The following is a 19,021-nucleotide window of genomic DNA, read 5'->3' on the forward strand; positions in this document are numbered from 1 at the left end:
AATGACGGTTCGAATTCCTTCCCGGGAGGAGTTTGCCCAGATCATTGATGACATCCTGATCCCGAGCTTTCCGGCTACCGAACGGCCAGATAGCTCGGGATTCATGGAGATGTTCGATGACGGAATAATCTTCCCGTTAGCTTCGTTTGTAAATAACCAGCCGGTTGCCATTTCGCTGAGCATCTGGGATTTTTCCGGTCAGACGACGGCGCCCGCCGAGGTAGCCTTGATTGCGTGGCTTGCCGTGGGCCAAGCTGGTCGCGGTAAAGGTGTTGGCTCATCACTGTTGCATGAAACTGTGAATGTGTTATCACAGCGCCATGACCCACTCCTTATTCTGCTTGAGGTTGAAGATCCACAGATCCACACCCTGGTAAGTGAGTACGGAAATCCGGCAGCACGTATCCGTTTTTATGAGCGTGCTGGAGCACATAAGATTGACATTCCGTTTGCCATGCCACGCGAGGATCTCAGCCAAGATGTTCTGCCTGGGATGCTTTTATATGGCATTGGCGGGCGTGCATTGGCACAGGCTGAACCACAGTCGGTTGATATCGGCAAACCACTCGCTGATTTTCTACGAGCATATGCTTTGGCCGCCGCCGAACCACAATCTGACGACGGCAGTTTTACCCATCCAGAGATAGAGCGGATGATGCAATACGCGCCCCGCGCCAGGTTTATCGGTTAAGAACACCTGCACAGCTACTTCCGCCGGACCGTCGTCGTTTTCGCAAACTGTACGCGAACCTAGATAAGCGCGTAAACTAGAAATGTTTCGTGACTTTTTGTCAAACGATTGGGAGATGCGCTGGCCACCAGCGCTGCCCTGCTACTGAAAGGACGATCCGTGCCAGGACAAAACCTTACGCGCATCGAAGCCGCACAACGTGCCGAGCTCATCACCACCCACAGCTATCGCGTGGAACTAGATCTGCGTGGTGAAACGACGTTCCGTTCCCAAACAATAGCCAAGTTCAGTGCTACCCCGGGAGCCTCAACTTTTATCGATCTTATTGCTCAATCAGTAGAGAAAATCGTGCTGAACGGCACCGAGATTCCAACCGTAGCTTATTCTGATTCGCGTATTTTGCTCGAAAACCTGCAAGAGGAAAACGAGCTCTTCGTTGACGCAACATGCGAATTCTCCCATACCGGCGAAGGTCTGCATCGCGCGATCGACCCGGCAGACGGCGAGGCCTACCTCTATTCGCAGTTTGAAGTTCCAGATTCACGCCGTATGTACACTGTTTTTGAGCAGCCAGACCTCAAGGCAGAATTTACCTTTGTTGTCACTGCTCCAGAACACTGGAAGGTATTCTCGGTTTCACCTACCCCAGAGCCAAAGCCAGCCGGAGACGGATTCGCTACGTGGGAGTTCACTCCTACTGAGCGTATCTCATCGTATCTGACCTGTATTATTGCTGGTCCATACGAAGGCACAACCGATTCTCACCAGTCGATGGATGGTCGGACAATTCCGATGGGTGTCTATGCCCGTAAGTCGCTTGCTGAGTACCTAGATGGTCAGGAAATCATTGACATCACTAAGCAGGCAATGGATTTCTTTGAAAATGCTTGGGATGTTCCGTACCCATTCCGCAAGTACGATCAGATTTTTGTACCAGAATACAATGCCGGCGCGATGGAGCACCCTGGTTGTGTAACAATCCTGGATGATTACGTCTTCCGTTCCCGCCCAACTGAGGCGCTGGTTGAGCGTCGCGCCATCACCGTTGTTCACGAACTTGCTCACATGTGGTTTGGCGATTTGGTAACGATGAAGTGGTGGAATGACTTGTGGCTGAACGAATCGTTTGCTGAGTTCACCTCGCATGTGGCCACTGCCGAAGCAACTCGATGGACTGACGCCTGGGTGACGTTTAATTCCTCAGAGAAGTCGTGGGCGCAGATGCAAGATCAGTTGCCATCAACTCATCCTATCGCTGCCGATATCCGTGACTTGGAAGATGTTCAGGTTAATTTCGACGGCATCACCTACGGTAAGGGTGCTTCGGTTTTCCAGCAGCTAGTCGCTTACGTTGGCCGCGAGGCATTCTTTACTGGCGTGTCGAAGTATCTGAAGAAGAAGGCTTGGGGCAATGCGACCCTCGAGGATTTGTTGGTTGAGCTTTCGGCCGCGTCGGGGCGCGATTTGACCGAGTGGGTCAAGTTGTGGCTCCAAGAATCTGGAATCAATATTTTGCGTCCACGGATGACGATGGATGGTTCTACGATTTCCGAGTTCGTTATCGAGCAGTCGAGTGATGGTCGCGCCTCGTTGCGCCCACATCGCATTGGCGTAGGCGGATATTCATTAGGTGAGGACGGCAAGCTTGTACGCGTCGTTCACACAGAACTGGATATCGACGGCGAAGCCACTGTTGTCCCAGCGTTCTGTGGCATCGAGCGCCCACAACTTATTTTGATTAACGACGGCGATCTGGCGTACGCCAAGGTTCGTCTTGATGATGAATCGTTGGCTTTTGCTATTGAACATATCAACGCATTCACGGATCGTCTCCCCCGGACACTCGTGCTGTTCTCTGCGTGGGATATGACGCGTGACGGCGAAATGCCGGCATCAGATTACGCCCAACTTGTGCTGCGTGCGCTCGAGACCGAAGATCATGGCACGGTCCTTCGTTCACTGATTAATCAGTTGACGACGGCGGTGAACTTGTATTCTGCACCGGCTAAGCGCGAGCAGCTACAGGAACAGGTTGGCGCCCGGGTAGCTCAATTGGCGTTGGACGCAGAACCAGAAAGTGATCGCCAGTTCCAGTTGGCAATGGCGGCAGTGTCCTTGGCTCATACGGACGAACAGATCGATACCGTTGCTGGCTGGCTTGCTGGTGAAGGCGTTCCAGCTGGTTTGAGTGTTGACGCGAACTTCCGGTGGGTAATTCTGACTCGATTGGCTGCTGCTAACCGAATTGATGCCGCTGTAATCGAAGCTGAACGGGTAGAGCGCGACAATACTGCATCAGGCGCAGCTCATGCTGCCCGAGCCCGTGCTGCTATTTCTACGCCGGAAGCTAAAGCTTCTGCTTGGGAAGAGATTACTGGCGGTGTAGTACCAAATTCGATCCAGCGTGCTGCCGCTTACGGTTTCACGCAGGGAAATCCGGAGCTTCTCGTCCCATTTGTGGAGAAGTATTTCGCAAATATTGAATCACAGTGGGAAAACCGCACTGTTGAAATCGCCTCGAATTTCATTGGCGGCACCTTCCCGACTAAGCTCACTGGACGCACCGATTTAGGGATCGACATTGTCGCGTTGGGCGAAGCATGGCTGGCTGATAATACTGAGGTTGCTCCTGCAGCGCGTCGGTTGTTCTCTGAAGCGCTAGCGCATGCGCAACGCGCTGCGCATGCTCAAAAGGCTGACGCCTGAGAATCATACTGTCGTGTGTGGGACACAGACGCCGAGTCTGTGTCCCACACACATGGATAAGGACGTAAACGTGGAAACTCTGACTCAATCAATTGATAATCAAGCTCGTGTTGGTTTATCGAAATCCGATAAGGCTAACAATATTGGTGGGTATTTAGTAGGCGGCGCGTTGGCTGGAGCCTTTGTTGGCATAGGTTGCTTATTTATGTATGCCGGAGTTTCCGGAATGTACGTTCACGGCTCAGATTTAACCGGGACAATGATGGGGCTTGTGTTTGGTATCGGTTTAGTCTTGGTTGTTTTCGCTGGTGGCGAGCTAGCTACCTCAGGAATGATGATCATGCCCTTGGCCGCGATTCGTCGGAAGGTTAGTGCACTGCGTGCCGCATGGCTCATTATCTTTATGCTTCTTGGGAACCTCGTTGGCTCTATCGCAATCTCGGCGCTTATCAGCGCTGCTCAGGTATTCAAAAAGGATTCTCTGAATTATCAAATGCTGGATGCGGTTGTCTCCGGAAAACTCCATAAAGCTAATTCCGAAGTTTTCTTTCGTGCGATCATGTGTAATGTGATGGTCTGCCTGGCAATTTGGACTATTAACCGGATGAAGAATGAGGTTGCACAAATTATTGTTATCGCGTGGGCGATTACTGTGTTTGTGGCGGCCGGCTTTGAACACGTGGTGGCTAATATGACGTCGTTTTCGTTAGCGTTAATGAATGATGCCGGTGGCGCTACCGTCGGCGCATCTGCACTTAGCTTGCTGGTTGCCGGAGCAGGAAATTTGGTTGGCGGTATGATCGTCGTCGGCGGAACATACCTGTTAGCCGCAAAAATGGAACGGTAACATCCGTCGAGCATACAGTGGTGGCCTCATTCTTATCCTGAATGAGGCCACCACTGTACTTTTAAGCGTTAGGCTTCCAGCCAAGAGCCGGAGCCACATGCTTGGCGAAATTATCCAAGATGCGAATGTTAACATCTGTTCCAAGCTGATTTGGGATTGTCAACATCAAGGTGTCTGCCGATTCGACAGCTGGATCAGCTTTCAGCTGCTCAATCAGCACATCTGGTTCAGCGGCGTAGGTTCGGCCGAACGTCGTTTTAGTAGCACCCTCCAAAAGACCAATCTGGTCTTTGTCGCTGGCAAGTAGTCCAAACAATTCGCGGTCTTCGCTACTGACAATCGGAAAGACTGAACGAGAAACGGACACCCGAGGGTTCCAATCATGCCCGGCGTCTTCCCACGATTGACGGTAGACTCGAATCTGTTCTGCTTGCAACTCACCTAGAGTTGAACCATCTGCTTCAGAGACCAAAGTTGAGCTCATCAGATTGACCCCATCTCTAGCTGCCTGTTCAGCCGAAGCTCGCGTACCTGATCCCCACCAAACATGCCGTTCCAGGCTTGGCGAATGTGGAAATGCGGGCAACGGAGTTCCTGGCTGGTACATCCGCGGATACTGCTGGTCGAGAGAATTAGCCTCAGCGAAAGCGTAACCACGAATCGCTGCCATAAAGAGTTCAAACTTCTGACGGGCCATATCTGCCCCATTTTCTGTATTTGCACCATATCCAAATGCCTCCCAACCACGACGAGCTGGTTCCGGTGAGCCACGAGATACCCCCAATGCTAAACGACCTTCGGATAACAAATCGAGCGCAGCTGCTTCTTCTGCTAACTGTAACGGGTTTTCGTACCGCATATCGATAACCCCAGTACCAACTTCAATGCGTTTAGTTGCTCCGACAATTGCTCCCATAAGTGGCATTGGAGACGCTCCCTGGGGTGCAAAGTGGTGTACCCGGAAATATGCGCCATTGACACCAATTTCATCAGCGGCCTGCGCAAGTTCTACGCTAGAGCGCAAAACTTGTCCAGCGTCCAATCCATCTTTGCCGTCAACAGAATGATGTCCAAAACTTAAAAATCCAAACCTTTTCATAGTTGAATTCTAAACTAACTTAACGGGTCTGTCCACAGTATGGGCAGACTTTTCGCTTTCGTCATAAATCTTCTATCATTAGTCTCCATAAGCTCCTCATATCGAGCGATTCCCCCGCAAGAAAGGACTATCATGGAGCCTCCACTGATTAAACGGTTGCTGAGCAACCTCCTCGTTTGGATTGTTATCGCAATTGTTCTGGGTGCAGTACTTGGAAAAGTGCTACCAGAAATCGCTATCGTCCCATTCGCCACCTTCAATGACATCTTTGGAAAATTCCTCGGATTCGTCGTCCCATTGATCATCGTTGGATTAGTAACGCCTGCTATCGCCGACTTGGGGAAGTCTGGGGGCCGCTGGGTCGCCCTGACAGTCGGTCTCGGTTACCTCTCAACTATTATTGCTGGCCTCGGCACCTGGGGTTTGGCTACTATCATTTATCCGTCTTTGCTAGCGGACCAACATGTCCCAGATCTGGCTGAACCCAAAAACGCGGTAGCTTCCATTATGGATGAGGCTTTTACGCTTCCGCCCGTATTCGGTGTACTTACTGCACTTATCTTGGCATTTCTCATCGGTTTCGGAACTGTAGCCGCAAATGCACACAAAATGATCGACCTATTGAGTGAGTTCCGCAGCGTTGTCAACGTTATCATCAGCCGGTCAATCGTTCCGCTCCTACCAGTACACGTGTTCGGAATATTCCTCAACATGTCTAAGTCTGGTCAATTTGAAACCGTCATTGTTGCTATGGCTAAAGTTATTCTCTTTGCTTTTGCGCTTACTCTCGTCATGCTCGTATTCCAGTATACGATTGCTGGAACCATCGCTAAGCGAAATCCATTCACGTCTCTATGGAATATGCGAGATGCCTACGCAACAGCCCTAGGAACCGCATCGTCAGCAGCTACTATCCCAGTAACCCTTCGTTCTACCATGAAGAACGGCGTCTCTGAAGACGTAGCCGGTTTTGTAGTTCCGCTGTGCGCTACCATTCACCTTGCTGGATCTACAATTAAGATCACTGCATTCGCTTTGGCACTTCAATACATGCTGGGAATAGCAGCATCTCCTAGTGCAATCATTAGCTTTGTGCTTATGCTCGGCATCATCATGATTGCCGCTCCTGGTGTTCCAGGTGGCGCTATTACTGCAGCACAATCAGTCGTTCAGGGAACCCTCGGATTCACCGACCCAATGTACGGAGTTATGGTTGCGCTATACGTAGCAGTCGATTCTTTCGGAACCGCAACAAATGTTACCGGCGACGGCGCTATCGCAATGATCGTGAATCGGTTCGCAACGACACGCATGAAGCGCTGAGTTGTTCGGCAAGTTCGTTTGCTTGGTTGCCGACAATAAGATGAACGTGGCCCTTTTGGCGCACAATGCCAATTGCTCCCGCAGCACGCAGTAAATCTTCATTTACCCACGCTAGCGACGCCACTTCCACCCGGATTCGGGTATAAGCAGGCGTGACCTCAAGGACATTATCCCGTCCCCCAAGGCCAAGAACGACTTCATCTGCAAACAGTTTCACGTAAACCTTTCGAGAATCGAGAGTGCGGGCGGAAATCCGCCCGCACTCTTGCTATATATCGACTTATCAGCTCTTGAACGCCCGAGTAAAGGTCTCCATCAGCGACAGTAACCGAGGGTTCTTAGCAAGCTCTTCTACTAATACTACCTTCTCTGTACCATCAGCCAACGGGATTTTCCAATTTGGATATTCTTGGTCAGTACCAGGCTGGTTTTGCGCGCGACGCTCCCCTACGGCGTCGACAAGCGATACGCACAGCAACGGTGCCGGCGTCTTAGTGAGATAGACGTGCAACGCTTCAACCACTTCGCGTTCCGAAGGCTCGTCACCAATCAGACCATACTCGCGCAACCGAGCATAAACTGTCTCTCGCTCATGACGTGCCTGAGCCCGGACCTCTTCTTCTGGCTCAACTAGTAAGCCAAGCCGAGCACGCAAGTCGACGTGTTCCTCAGCAAGGTAGCCAGCAGCTGGTGGCAAATCGTGGGTATCAACTGAAACAAGCGCATTTGCTCGGTAATCCTCAGCACGCAACGGGTTTCCTTCTTCGTCCTTCTCAAACCAGAAGATTGACGTTCCCAAGATGCCACGCTCACGCAGGTAATCACGCACCCATGGCTCCACATTGCCGAGATCTTCACCGACGACGACGGCACCAGCACGATAAGCCTCGAGCAAAAGCACGCCTACCATCGCGTCATGGTTGAACCGGACATACGTACCGTGGCTTGCTGCCGAACCTTCCGGAATCCACCAGAGCCGGAATAGCCCCATCACGTGGTCAACACGTAATGCACCTGCATGACGCAGAACGGTACGTGCCATATCACGCAACGGAGCATAGTCCATACGCTCTAGGGCATCCGGACGCCACGGCGGCTGAGACCAGTTCTGTCCTTGCTGATTGTACATATCTGGCGGCGCACCCACGCCAATACCGCGAGCAAAGGCATCCGGCATCGTCCACGTATCAGAACCCTCTGGATGGACTCCAACAGCTAAATCATGAGCAACGCCAAATGCCATCCCCGATGCCTTGGCAACGCGTTGCGCATCAGCAAGTTGCTGATCCATAATCCACTGCAGCCATGCCCAGAAGTCAATTCGATCGCGTAGGCTGGCACGAGCTTTAGCCACAGCTCTGCCGTGAACATCCTTGAGTTCCTCTGGGAAAGGCTCACCATGGTAGTATTCCGTCAATGCACACCACAAGGCGAAGTCTTCTAAGCCCTGTCCCTCATTACGGCGATACTGCGCAAATTCACGCTCACGCGCCTGCGAACGCCCAGCTTTGAAAATAACCTCGAGTGCTTCACGCTTAGCTTTCCACGATGCATCGCGATCAATATGAGTATTCTTAACAGAATCCTTCTTCACGTTTTCTGCAGCCCACGTGATGAGCGAGCGCTCTGGCCCGGACAGATATGCAACCTCACGGATGTTTTCTGGGCGGATGTACATCGGATTGAAGAAACGACGAGTCACAGGCAGATATGGAGATGGCGACAATGGCTCAACTGGCTCTGCAGCATGTAACGGATTGACGAGCAGGTAGTCAGCACCCATAGCACCGAAAAGCGATGCCATCTCTAACAGATCGTCCGTATCACCGACGCCCCACGATTGAGCAGATCGGGTCGAATACAGCTGCGCCATCATTCCCCATGAACGATGCTGCGCCAGCGAACTATTGTCCAATCGACCCGGGGTAACAATGAGCGTCGTTGAATCCTTAGCTATTTTGTCAGTGTCACTGTGGCTAACGATCGCATGGAGAGTATGGTAGCCAAGCGGCAGACCGGACTTAATTGCAAAACTAGCTTGACCAATTTCATGCCCTTCGATGGTACGCGGTGGAGTAAAATCATCCACCTGTCGCACAGCGAATTCCGAGCCATCTTCACATGTGATGCCTAATTCTACGTTCCAACCATGTGGAACATGAACATGGACGACATAGTCTTGATCGTTGCGCGTTACCACACATGGCGGCAGAATTTGGCGCCATGGAGCTTCATCTTTAGCAACAAGTGCAGCTTCAATTGCGGCATCGTTGTGTGCATCGACGCCCATCGCGGCTAGTACAGATGTGAGGGTTTCTTGGTCAACAAATTCATGTTCCCCATTAAAGCCCCAAAAATCGGTAGCAATATTGTAAACCTCAGCCAACCGATGCAATTTATCAAGATCAAGTCTTTGATCCGGCATTGTCTCTCCTTGATGCGTGCGCAGTAGCACCCTCGCTACTTTTCTCGTAACTAATTGTGCCAGACTGCAAGGATTTTCTGTAACTGACATGCAGTTTTCTAAGAACAAGTATCCAATCTCTGTTTGCAGCGCATTATCACGTACCATGGAGTGAGGTATTTTATGGAGGCTTTTATGCGTAAATTTCTACCCGTTCCAGATTCTTCCGAGGAACCGCTCGCATCAATTTTGCGAACGTTACGACTGGAAATCCGCGAACCAGGAAGCTACATAGGCTCAAATCTATCGCAATTTAACGGCAGAGTTTATGGTGGGCAAGTCTTTGGTCAAGCTGTAATGGCTGCTTGGGCAACTGTAGCTGACACCTACCCGCAACGTCAGATCCATTCGATCACTGCTGCTTTTATGCGTCCTGGCGATCAACACGAGCCAATTGCATTTGATGTAGAGGAGGTTAATGACTCCCGCTCATTTTCTACACGTCGGGTACACGCGTCACAATACGGAAAGACGATACTCTCGTGCCGCGCTTCATTCCAGGAGCTGCAACCGGGCGTGGAGCACTCATCCGTCGCCCCAGATGCTCCCGAGCCAGAAGCTCTTGACTCGTCACTGGAATTTTTTGCAAATTTTGATCATCCTGCTTCTAAGAATGTCCACACAACGAGTGCTATCGATATGCGTCACGTCGATGGTCCAATCTGGGTCAAACCTGCAGCTAAGCAAAACGGACATACGCTGATTTGGTTTAAGATTCGCGAGGGACTCCCTGAACAGGCAGATCAACTCTTACATCGAGCTGTTTTAGCGTACGCTACAGACCAGTTTATGTTGGAGCCGATCATGCGTATGCACGGCATGTTCTGGCTAAGTCCCGATATTTCAGTCGCAACATTGGACCACGCAATCTGGTGGCATCGAGACGTCGACATGTCAGACTGGATACTTGCCGAGCTAGATTCCCCATCTGCTCAGGGCGGACGTGGTCTATCTGTAGCAAAATTCTTCCAGCACGGAGTTCATATAGCGACTATGGCGCAAGAAGGGATGACTCGATCTCGTTTGGTAAAGTAGCCAGCTCCTAGTGAGCAGTTCTCCAACCATCTAAAAGCGTTCGGGTAGGAACGATAGTTCCTACCCGAACGCTTGATTCGTTAGGTTACGCAGGCAGCGTTATTATGTCTAGCCGCGGGTGAGCTTGCGGTATGTTGAAGCCCCCGGACGACCAGCATCTTCGCCTAAGCGTTCGATCTTGTTCTTTTCATACGCTTCGAAGTTCCCTTCGAACCAGTACCAGTTGGACGGGTTCTCTTCGGTCCCTTCGTATGCCAAAATATGCGTTGCTACCCGGTCCAGGAACCACCTATCGTGGGTGATAACAACTGAACAGCCAGCAAAGTCAAGTAAAGCATTTTCCAAAGAGCTCAACGTCTCAACGTCTAAATCGTTCGTCGGTTCGTCAAGTAGGATGAGATTTCCGCCCTGCTTTAGAGTCAGCGCAAGATTCAACCGGTTGCGTTCACCACCCGAAAGCACACCAGCTTTCTTTTGCTGGTCTGCTCCCTTGAAGCCAAACGCGGAAACATATGCACGAGATGGCATTTCAACATTGCCAACTTGGATGTAATCTAAACCGTCAGAAACCACTTCCCACAGCGTCTTCTCCGGGTCAATGCCGCCACGGTTCTGATCGACATAACTCAGCTTAACTGTTTCACCGATCTTCAAGTTGCCTTCGTCGAGTGGTTCTAAACCAACGATAGTTTTGAAAAGAGTAGTCTTTCCAACGCCGTTTGGACCAATGATTCCGACAATACCGTTTCGTGGCAGAGTAAATGACAGATTGTCGATCAAAACCCGATCTCCGAAGCCCTTCTTGAGATTTGTTGCTTCGAGGACAACATTACCCAACCGTGGCCCTGGCGGAATCTGAATCTCTTCAAAATCAAGTTTGCGAGTGCGATCTGCTTCTGCAGCCATCTCCTCATACCGCGCTAGACGCGCCTTAGACTTTGCCTGACGGCCTTTAGCGGAGCTACGAACCCATTCCAGTTCCTCAGAAAGACGCTTCTTTAACTTGGCATCCTTCTTTCCTTGGACTTCTAGACGTTCTTGCTTCTTTTCTAGATAGGTTGAGTAGTTGCCTTCATACGGATACAAGTGACCACGATCAACTTCAGCAATCCATTGTGCAACATGATCAAGGAAGTAACGATCGTGGGTAACAGCGATAACAGCACCTGGATACTTCGCCAGGTGTTGCTCAAGCCATAGCACTGATTCAGCGTCCAAATGGTTGGTAGGTTCGTCCAGTAGCAACAAATCTGGCGCTTCCAGCAGTAACTTACATAATGCAACTCGTCGCCGCTCACCACCGGAAAGTACGTTAACAGGACTATCGCCCGGTGGGCATTGCAGAGCTTCCATCGCCTGATCAAGCTGGGCATCAATATCCCACCCATTAGCAGCATCGATTTCCGTCTGCAAGGTACCCATTTCTTCCATGAGGGCATCAAAGTCAGCATCCGGCTCCGCCATCTCCATGCCGATTTCGTTGAAACGGTGCACCTTTCCGATAAGATCCCCGACACCTTCTTGAACATTCTCAAGTACGGTCTTTTCTTCATTCAATGGCGGCTCTTGGAGCAAGATCCCCACTGAATAGCCAGGACTTAAGCGTGCCTCACCATTAGAAGGCTCATCTAGACCAGCCATGATCTTTAGAATGGTAGACTTTCCAGCACCATTCGGGCCGACCATACCGATCTTGGCCCCAGGATAGAACGACATCGTAACATCGTCAAGAATCAGTTTGTCCCCTACTTTTTTGCGGGCACGCACCATGTTGTAAATAAACTCAGCCACATTTCTCCAATAGCTAGCAAATGGAATTGGTTAACCATACTTAACCATAGTCGACCCCTAGGCTTTACCTCAACCACACTGGTACCGTTTTCGTCACGACATAACAGCTTCTAGTACGCCCGCTGGATCCTGAGCTGTTTCCTGTTGGCAGGTTGTGAACTGTTTATCCGCTTCACTACTCATTGCATCAGCCGAATAGCGTGGTTCTCCTGGAACAGATTCCAACGGCATAGCAGATGTTTTTGTAAAGACAGCCGTCCCATGGGTCAAGTCGATTCCGAAACTGTCAGCTAGCAGAACGTGCTCTATCCGAGTCAACCCTGATTTATCTTCGTATTGCCGCATGACCAGCCGCCCTCGTGCGATAACAGGAGTTCCTTTATCCACACTGACCGCAACATGAGCAGCCAGGCTCCCATATGTACGGACTGAATACCACGCTGTCTGCCCGTCTCTGAACTCATTTACAGACCGCGAGTAATACCGTGGAGTCACACCTACCCGCACCACAGTTGTTTTTGCACTAAGAACTTCTCCGGTATCTTTATCAGTCGCGTTAGTAAAAACTGTTGGCGCGGCCCCAACATATCCACGAATCGCTACAATAGTTTCATTTGACATGTTCACTCCTTCATGATGTAAAACGACTTACATCATCATTGTGAAACAAACATCATCAACCGCGCATATAGCTTATTAAATCTGTGGATAAGATACTTATTCGCATGAAATGTGCATAAGTTATAAAATATTAGGCAAATGTTTCAAGAGCTAGACGCGTCGTCTTGTGCTTCTCTAGCACTTCAGCAGGACCAGCAACCATAGTTTCATCAAAAACTTCACCCACCGCAGCACGAGCACGCTGCTCATACTGCTCGGCAAGAGCTACTGCCCGCCGTCGTAACCACGCCTTTGCAATCACAAAGAACACAACCGCGATAACAAACCCAACACCAACCGTGCCTAAGCGCCCACCGACTGAGGCAAATGGAATTCCTACTGATCCCAGCACGATCCCGATGATTAAAACTACCGCGGCACACACCATCCACAACCACGCCATACTGCGACGTACCTGAGGCATTGCGACCGAATGGATAGCGTTGCCCACCGCATGCCGTAACCGTTCTGCACTGGCAACATCAGCAGCCACAGCCTCTTGCCAAATATCGGGTAGCCCATGCCGAATATATCCAAGCCAGCTATCACGAATTGCCACCGACATAGAATGCCCGAGTTTTTCAGGTTCAACATAAGCAGTAGCGAAAATCGAACGCCCTGCATTTCTAATGGATTCAGACGCAGCACCAACGCCACTGGCTCGCGCGATACGATCAACCATATCGTCGCGATAACTGCCAGAAATCTCTGCCTCCGTCTGCCCCACATTGAACCGTAACCGGCGTCCAATCGCATCAAGTTCTGCCGCTGCCGTGCTTGCCGCAACCGAAGGACGACTCATCGCAGTTCGAATATGATCTGCCAACTCGCTAACCCCTTCGCCATTGAGCGCCGAAGTAGCAACGATTGGAATGTTCTTTAATCCGTCACGAGCCAACAGCTTCTCGACGTCGTCTATCAGCACAGCACGTTGTGACTCACGCACGGTGTCAATCTGATTGAGCGCAACTACCATAACGTCAGCCCGCTCAGTCAACTTTTCCAAATAGGAAGTATGTAGCACCTGATCGGCATACTTTTGCGGATCGAGCACCCATATCAAAACATCGACCATCGGTAGCAACCGCTCAACTTCAAGCGAGTGCTCAACCGCAACTGAATCATGATCCGGCAAATCAATAAGAACTAACCGATCGAAAACTTCGTGGCCCACCGTTAGCTCAGAGTCATATTCAATACGACGGTCATGATCCACCGCCAAATAATCCAATAAGGCTGTTGCATCTGTGCCATACGTACAAGCAGCTGCCCGCTCCGTCATTGGCCGAATTTCCCCGGAATCCGCAAAACTCAAGCCAGTAATAGCGTTGAACAATGAGGATTTCCCTGATCCCGTACCGCCAACGAGGGCGGCCACCGTAATATCGGTTCCCAGGCTCATCCGCTCCTGAGTCCGATGCAAATCATCTTGAGCGCGAGCCGACACGTAAGGATCAAAGAATCGTCCACCAGCAGCAACAGCTTTTTGGAGTTGCTCTAAGCGGTGCGCAATAGCTTGCGCACCTTCAACACGAATCGTCTGTTGGTCTTCCATACTGATTCTTCCTTCTAATTCCGTATCACGAATGGGCCAGATACTCACTAGCCCGCAAACGCAGATCAGTGCTGTCAGTAATAGTCACGCTATCAACGACCTCAACATACACCTGCGTGAGCTCATCGAGCGCTTGATCCACTCGTCCCAGGAGATCTTCTCGAGCCTGCGTCACTCGTGCTTCCATATCCGTCGAACGTGCAGCCGAATTCGCACCTGATATTCCACCCGCCGCACAACCAAGTAGCGCCGCGACACCTGCCGAAGACAGCCAAGGATGCCCATGAATCTTTTGTGCTTCTCGCGTCAAATCTTGCTTCCAAGCCTTGACTGCTGATTCCACTATGGCATCAACATTGATATGTTCATGCACCTGCGTAAGCATAGCCTCGGTATTAACAACATCCTTCTTCCACGCCTCATCGGCCTGCGCATTTGCGGTGACCAAGGCTTGCGTGAGAGCAACTTTCACAGCAGTGTACAAAATATCGAATGTGGCAGTCACTGCGTTATCACGCGATTTCCGCTTACGATCAAAAAGGCTAGGCTTTGACCGCGACACGAGCCCAGCCAATACACCACCTGTTGACGCAAACGACAACCACGACGCCGTAGGCGCACCTTGTCCGAAGCGGCCATTGGCGATGTTAGTACGTAACTTCTCTAGGGGTGCTTGCGCACTTTCAATCGCTTTATCTTTCAAATCCTGCAGCGCATGCTCTTGGGCTTCCAGTGCATCAGCTAACTGCAAAAGCTCATCACGCAATGCCGGCAAAGTAGCCCGAGTAGTGCGATCTACTAGCGATTCGCCCATTTTCGTTGCCGCAATCATTTCCAGCCAAGAGCGTAATGATGCTATGTCTTCTTCAGGCAATAAACCTTCATGCGCACCTTGATCTGGAACGATGAAAAGCGGAGCATCTTGAAGACCTAATTCTTCCATTCGTCGAGCAAGATCAGCACGTACCGCGTTTAACGCCCGCTGCGATACCCGATCCAGCACAACCGCACAGGTGATGCCGCGCGAGTGCGCGTTGTGAAGCGTGTTCCATGCTAAGGCATCGCCATATCGCGAAGCCGTTGTAACAAACACCCACAAGTCTGCCGCATCCAAAAGTCGAGCAGACAGTTCGCGATTCGAGTCATCAACCGAGTCCAAGTCAGGAGCATCAACAAGGACAACTCCGGGGATAGCAGAAGCTATCAGAACCTGATCTCCCATATCTATCAACGCATGACCGTTCATCGCAGCTGCGTCATCAGGGTGCATAATGATCATCGGAGTGCGCGTCGTCGGACGCAAAACTGAAGCTTGTGAAACTCCTGCGCGTACGATCGAATTCACTAAGGTGGATTTACCCGCACCGGACGACCCGCCAAAGACAATAACTGCCGGAACATCGCGAGCTTCGACATGCGGCAATATGCGCGATTCAAGTTGGGTCAATAGTTGACGGCGCGAATCTTCTAGCGCCAGAGACCCCGGCATTTCTAATGGCAGGGTCGCCTCACGCAACGCACTAACAGTACGTCGCACTAAGTCAGCTAGATTCTTACGAGAAAACGAGTTGGCAGTCACCTTTCCATTACACCGTATTCCGCCAGTTTTTTCGCTATCAACACGTTAATTAACCTTTTGTGTGACCTCCTTAATCATAAACCTGTGATCCTTGCAAAATAATCAGGATAAACAATTTCCCTTCAGTCGTGTAAAATCCTGTTCGTACGCCTCGATAGCTCAATGGATAGAGCAACAGACTTCTAATCTGTAGGTTGCGGGTTCGAGTCCCGCTCGGGGTGCTGACTTCCCGATTGCTTCACGCAACTTGGTATCCTTATGTAGTGAGTAATTTTCCTGCACAAAATACACCGATCGTATGGATCGATTGTGAAATGACCGGCTTAGATCTAGAACGCGATGCACTTGTTGAGATTGCCGTCGTAGTGACAGACGCTGAGCTAAACCCTCTTGATAACGGCCTCGACGTCGTCATCAAGCCACCTGCCGAAGCGGTAGCAAACATGAATGACTTCGTGCGGAATATGCATACCAAAACAGGGCTTATTGAACGCTGGGAGCATGGCATGACACTAGCCCAGGCAGAATCTGAGTGCCTCGCATACATCAAGCGTTTCGTTCCCGATGTGCGAAAAGCGCCGCTAGGTGGTAACTCGGTAGGGACAGATCGCACCTTCTTAGCGCGCGATGTTCCTGCACTCGTGGAACATCTCCACTACCGCGTCGTTGACGTATCCTCAATTAAGGAACTTGCTAAGCGCTGGTTCCCGCGGACGTACTTTGCCGCACCGGAAAAAACTGGAAACCACCAGGCCCTCGGTGACATCTACGATTCTATCGACGAGCTTCGCTATTATCGCTCAGTCTTGTGGCCAGAAGGAGATGGGCCATCTTCTGACGAAGCTAAAGCCCACGCCGCATGCATAACAGCTGATCTCACTGTGGACCGGGCGCAACGCGCTCACGAAAAACTTTCTTAACGAGCGAGCAAACTGGTTTGGGGCAGCATCTCATAGGGTGCTGCCCCACTTTTGACGCAAAAAAGACCGCCGGAAAACCGACGGTCTTGATGGGGTGGCTGACGGGGCTTGAACCCGCGACCCCCTGGACCACAACCAGGTGCTCTACCACTGAGCTACAGCCACCATTGTTGCACTGCAACGAAGAAAAACTATACCGATTTTCTTTCGATAACGCTAATTATATGCGACGTGATTAGAGTCACCAATCAGCCCGCATCTGGATAGCATCTGCAAACATGTTGAGATGCGCCTCGCTTTGACTGAGATAAAGTGACCCATCAATGAGCGACACTTCAACTACATAGAACTCTTCTGGCGAATCTTCATCGCCACGAACAATGTCTACGCGATTGAACAGCAACAGCTCATCTTTGCCATTAACTCGCTTGATGTGCTGATGGAGCGCCTTGCGAATACGCTCACCCCAGCGCCAAGTTTCCTCGGTTGCATGAGAAGCTCGCGCCACTTCTTCCACCACACCATCTTCACGCTGGCTACGGAAGCGCGGATGAAGCATAGCTTCTTTTTCCACCTGATATGACGGCAAACCATTGAGATAAACAAGAGAGGTTTCGCCTTGGCTATCGATTTCTTTCAGATAACGTTGAACCATCACAGTTCGGCCGCGGGAAAGTTCATACATCGCATGTTCTACTGCTTCGCCACGCTGCTGAGCATCAACCGAAGAATACCGTCCAGTACCACGCCCACCAGAAGCTACTGCTGGCTTAACAACGAAATCACCAAAAGCTGGGAAACGTGAATGAATCTGCTGTTTTGACAAGCCTTGCTCTGGCTCTAGCCAGATCGTAGGAATCGTTGGTAACCCACAAGCCCCCAATGCGTTAAGGTAATGCTTGTCAGAATTCCACTCGATAGTTCTTGCAGAGTTCAACACTCGTGGTAGCGAAGCCGTCCACGCTAAGAATTCATTCCGATACTTTGCATAATCTCGTACGGAGCGAATGACAACAGTTCCAGCTTCGTCCCAGTTGACTGACGGGTCATTCCAGACGGCGATACGCGGCTCTAACCCGCGATCCCGTAAGGCATCTGGAAGGTTCTGCTCATCAATATCTAGATTCGGAAGTTCTTCCGAGGTTACCAGAGTCACGATTGGTGCAGACACGCTTACCACCTTTACCTTCAGAGCTAATGTTTTCCTCATACTACGCACGAGCGCACACGGATCAGGTGAAAGCCCAATCAAACATAAGTCTAACGGTTTCTTGCCCAATTCGCTTTACCGACCCAATAGTTACCAATTTAATACTCATTCAAGGTAGGCTTTACCATTAAAACCATAGTGAACATACGTTGGCGTGACTTGCGCCAACAGAAATGAGGTTGAACGATGAGTTGGTGGGAAATTTTCGGCTGGGCAGGATCCGTCCTTGTCGTTGTATCGCTGTGGATTCCGAGCGTCTGGCGTTTCCGCATACTCAACTTGTCAGGTTCACTTATTGCCACGATCTATAACATTTATTTCGGTATTTGGCCATACGCCGCCATGAACGGCGTCATCGTCGGTATCGACGCATATTGGATCGCGCGGCTATCTCGCAAAGGCACAACCGCCGAACGAGGCTACGCCATTGTCAACGCACATTCACAAGACGCGTTAGTTCAGCATTTCTTGGCACGTAACGTGACCGACATTCAAGCGAACTATCCACAGTTTTCGACGGCGGATCTGGATTCTTCGCGGATCAGTTTCATTATGCACGAGGACGAGATTGTTGGCTTGTTTGCAATGACGACGACGGACGCAACCGGTACGATCATTCTGGACTACGTGACACCACGCTTCCGCGACCTCGGACCAGGCCGATACATTTACACTCACCCCTCACTCTTTACTGACGCCGGGGTTTCACGCCTTCAGATTCCTGCCGAAAACACCTCCGATCGAGGATATTTTGCTAAGCAAGGTTTTACACAAGAGAACAATCATCTTGTTCGCAGCATCTAAAAAGATGAACCACATCATATAGGGTGCTTGCAATCACATTTGAATCCGGTAAAAAAATTTGCTCTGCAAAATAACGTGCGCTAAAGTAATACCTGTTGCGCACCGCTAGCTCAACTGGCAGAGCATCTGACTCTTAATCAGAGGGTTCTGGGTTCAAGTCCCAGGCGGTGTACGAAGAAAAATCCCTGGATTCGTCTAGGGATTTTGACTCTCAAGATATTGTATTCTTGATGAGCACCGCTAGCTCAACTGGCAGAGCATCTGACTCTTAATCAGAGGGTTCTGGGTTCAAGTCCCAGGCGGTGTACAGGTTAAAAGGACGGCTCGGAATTTCCGA

The 19,021-nt window shown here is 50.6% G+C and carries 15 protein-coding genes and 4 tRNA genes; 10 read left to right on the forward strand and 9 right to left on the reverse strand.

The features are described 5' to 3' along the window. The first annotated feature begins 1 nt into the window (after nt 1). From KSO86_RS04230 to KSO86_RS04240, 3 genes are all read left to right on the forward strand, one after another. Nucleotides 2-691 carry a GNAT family N-acetyltransferase gene (locus tag KSO86_RS04230; protein ID WP_216431855.1) on the forward strand — a complete coding sequence of 230 codons (690 nt, stop codon included), beginning with the start codon at nt 2-4 and terminating at the stop codon, nt 689-691. Between the two features lie 159 nt (nt 692-850). Continuing rightward, nucleotides 851-3,397: an aminopeptidase N gene (pepN, locus tag KSO86_RS04235; RefSeq protein ID WP_216431857.1), complete on the forward strand. Its 2,547-nt coding sequence runs from the start codon at nt 851-853 to the stop codon at nt 3,395-3,397. Between the two features lie 70 nt (nt 3,398-3,467). Beyond that, a complete protein-coding gene (locus tag KSO86_RS04240; RefSeq protein WP_216379720.1) occupies nt 3,468-4,244 on the forward strand; it encodes a formate/nitrite transporter family protein in 777 nt (258 codons plus the stop codon). Between the two features lie 61 nt (nt 4,245-4,305). Here the strand turns inward: KSO86_RS04240 and KSO86_RS04245 are convergent, their stop codons facing one another. Continuing rightward, the gene (locus KSO86_RS04245) at nt 4,306-5,343 is read right to left on the reverse strand and encodes an LLM class flavin-dependent oxidoreductase (RefSeq protein WP_216379719.1); all 1,038 of its coding nucleotides are present in this window, start codon (nt 5,341-5,343) and stop codon (nt 4,306-4,308) included. A gap of 132 nt (nt 5,344-5,475) precedes the next feature. On the opposite strand from KSO86_RS04245, the gene KSO86_RS04250 reads away from it, so the two are divergent. Beyond that, complete coding sequence (locus tag KSO86_RS04250; protein ID WP_216379718.1) at nt 5,476-6,666, forward strand: dicarboxylate/amino acid:cation symporter; 1,191 nt, start codon at nt 5,476-5,478, stop codon at nt 6,664-6,666. Here KSO86_RS04250 and KSO86_RS04255 read toward each other — a convergent pair. Both KSO86_RS04255 and malQ read right to left on the reverse strand, forming a co-directional pair. Then, on the reverse strand, nt 6,617-6,883 hold the full coding sequence (locus KSO86_RS04255; RefSeq protein ID WP_216379716.1) for a PTS sugar transporter subunit IIB: 267 nt from the start codon (nt 6,881-6,883) through the stop codon (nt 6,617-6,619). The genes KSO86_RS04250 and KSO86_RS04255 overlap by 50 nt on opposite strands. Nucleotides 6,884-6,949: 66 nt before the next feature. After that, nucleotides 6,950-9,091 carry a 4-alpha-glucanotransferase gene (gene malQ, locus KSO86_RS04260; protein ID WP_216379714.1) on the reverse strand — a complete coding sequence of 714 codons (2,142 nt, stop codon included), beginning with the start codon at nt 9,089-9,091 and terminating at the stop codon, nt 6,950-6,952. Between the two features lie 174 nt (nt 9,092-9,265). Here malQ and KSO86_RS04265 point away from each other — a divergent pair, with 174 nt between their 5' ends. Further along, a complete protein-coding gene (locus KSO86_RS04265; RefSeq protein ID WP_216379712.1) occupies nt 9,266-10,165 on the forward strand; it encodes an acyl-CoA thioesterase in 900 nt (299 codons plus the stop codon). Between the two features lie 108 nt (nt 10,166-10,273). Here the strand turns inward: KSO86_RS04265 and ettA are convergent, their stop codons facing one another. The 4 genes from ettA to KSO86_RS04285 all read right to left on the reverse strand — a co-directional run bounded on the left by ettA (nt 10,274) and on the right by KSO86_RS04285 (nt 15,750). Beyond that, a complete protein-coding gene (ettA, locus tag KSO86_RS04270; protein WP_216379710.1) occupies nt 10,274-11,956 on the reverse strand; it encodes an energy-dependent translational throttle protein EttA in 1,683 nt (560 codons plus the stop codon). A gap of 93 nt (nt 11,957-12,049) precedes the next feature. Next, nucleotides 12,050-12,577, reverse strand: a complete 528-nt coding sequence (locus KSO86_RS04275) for a single-stranded DNA-binding protein (RefSeq protein ID WP_216379709.1) — start codon at nt 12,575-12,577, stop codon at nt 12,050-12,052. A gap of 130 nt (nt 12,578-12,707) precedes the next feature. Continuing rightward, nucleotides 12,708-14,171, reverse strand: a complete 1,464-nt coding sequence (locus KSO86_RS04280; protein ID WP_216379708.1) for a GTP-binding protein — start codon at nt 14,169-14,171, stop codon at nt 12,708-12,710. Between the two features lie 25 nt (nt 14,172-14,196). Beyond that, on the reverse strand, nt 14,197-15,750 hold the full coding sequence (locus KSO86_RS04285) for a GTPase (RefSeq protein WP_216379707.1): 1,554 nt from the start codon (nt 15,748-15,750) through the stop codon (nt 14,197-14,199). A gap of 148 nt (nt 15,751-15,898) precedes the next feature. Here KSO86_RS04285 and KSO86_RS04290 point away from each other — a divergent pair. Next, a tRNA-Arg gene (locus KSO86_RS04290) sits at nt 15,899-15,971 on the forward strand. Between the two features lie 93 nt (nt 15,972-16,064). Continuing rightward, nucleotides 16,065-16,670 (forward strand): oligoribonuclease, encoded by a 606-nt coding sequence (gene orn / locus KSO86_RS04295; protein ID WP_216379757.1) that lies wholly within the window; start codon nt 16,065-16,067, stop codon nt 16,668-16,670. A gap of 90 nt (nt 16,671-16,760) precedes the next feature. Here the strand turns inward: orn and KSO86_RS04300 are convergent. Then, a tRNA-His gene (locus KSO86_RS04300) sits at nt 16,761-16,835 on the reverse strand. Between the two features lie 76 nt (nt 16,836-16,911). After that, on the reverse strand, nt 16,912-17,841 hold the full coding sequence (locus KSO86_RS04305; protein ID WP_216379706.1) for an ATP-grasp domain-containing protein: 930 nt from the start codon (nt 17,839-17,841) through the stop codon (nt 16,912-16,914). A 225-nt stretch (nt 17,842-18,066) separates the two neighbouring features. Between KSO86_RS04305 and KSO86_RS04310 the strand changes: the two genes are divergently transcribed. From KSO86_RS04310 to KSO86_RS04320, 3 genes are all read left to right on the forward strand, one after another. Continuing rightward, nucleotides 18,067-18,684, forward strand: coding sequence for a hypothetical protein (locus KSO86_RS04310; protein WP_216430187.1), 618 nt, complete (start codon nt 18,067-18,069; stop codon nt 18,682-18,684). Between the two features lie 99 nt (nt 18,685-18,783). Beyond that, nucleotides 18,784-18,856 (forward strand) — tRNA-Lys (locus tag KSO86_RS04315). A gap of 62 nt (nt 18,857-18,918) precedes the next feature. Next, nucleotides 18,919-18,991: transfer RNA gene (locus KSO86_RS04320), tRNA-Lys, on the forward strand. The last annotated feature ends 30 nt before the right edge of the window (nt 18,992-19,021 follow it).

The organism is Arcanobacterium phocae (assembly GCF_018913465.1).
Taxonomy (GTDB): Bacteria; Actinomycetota; Actinomycetes; order Actinomycetales; family Actinomycetaceae; genus Arcanobacterium; species Arcanobacterium phocae_A.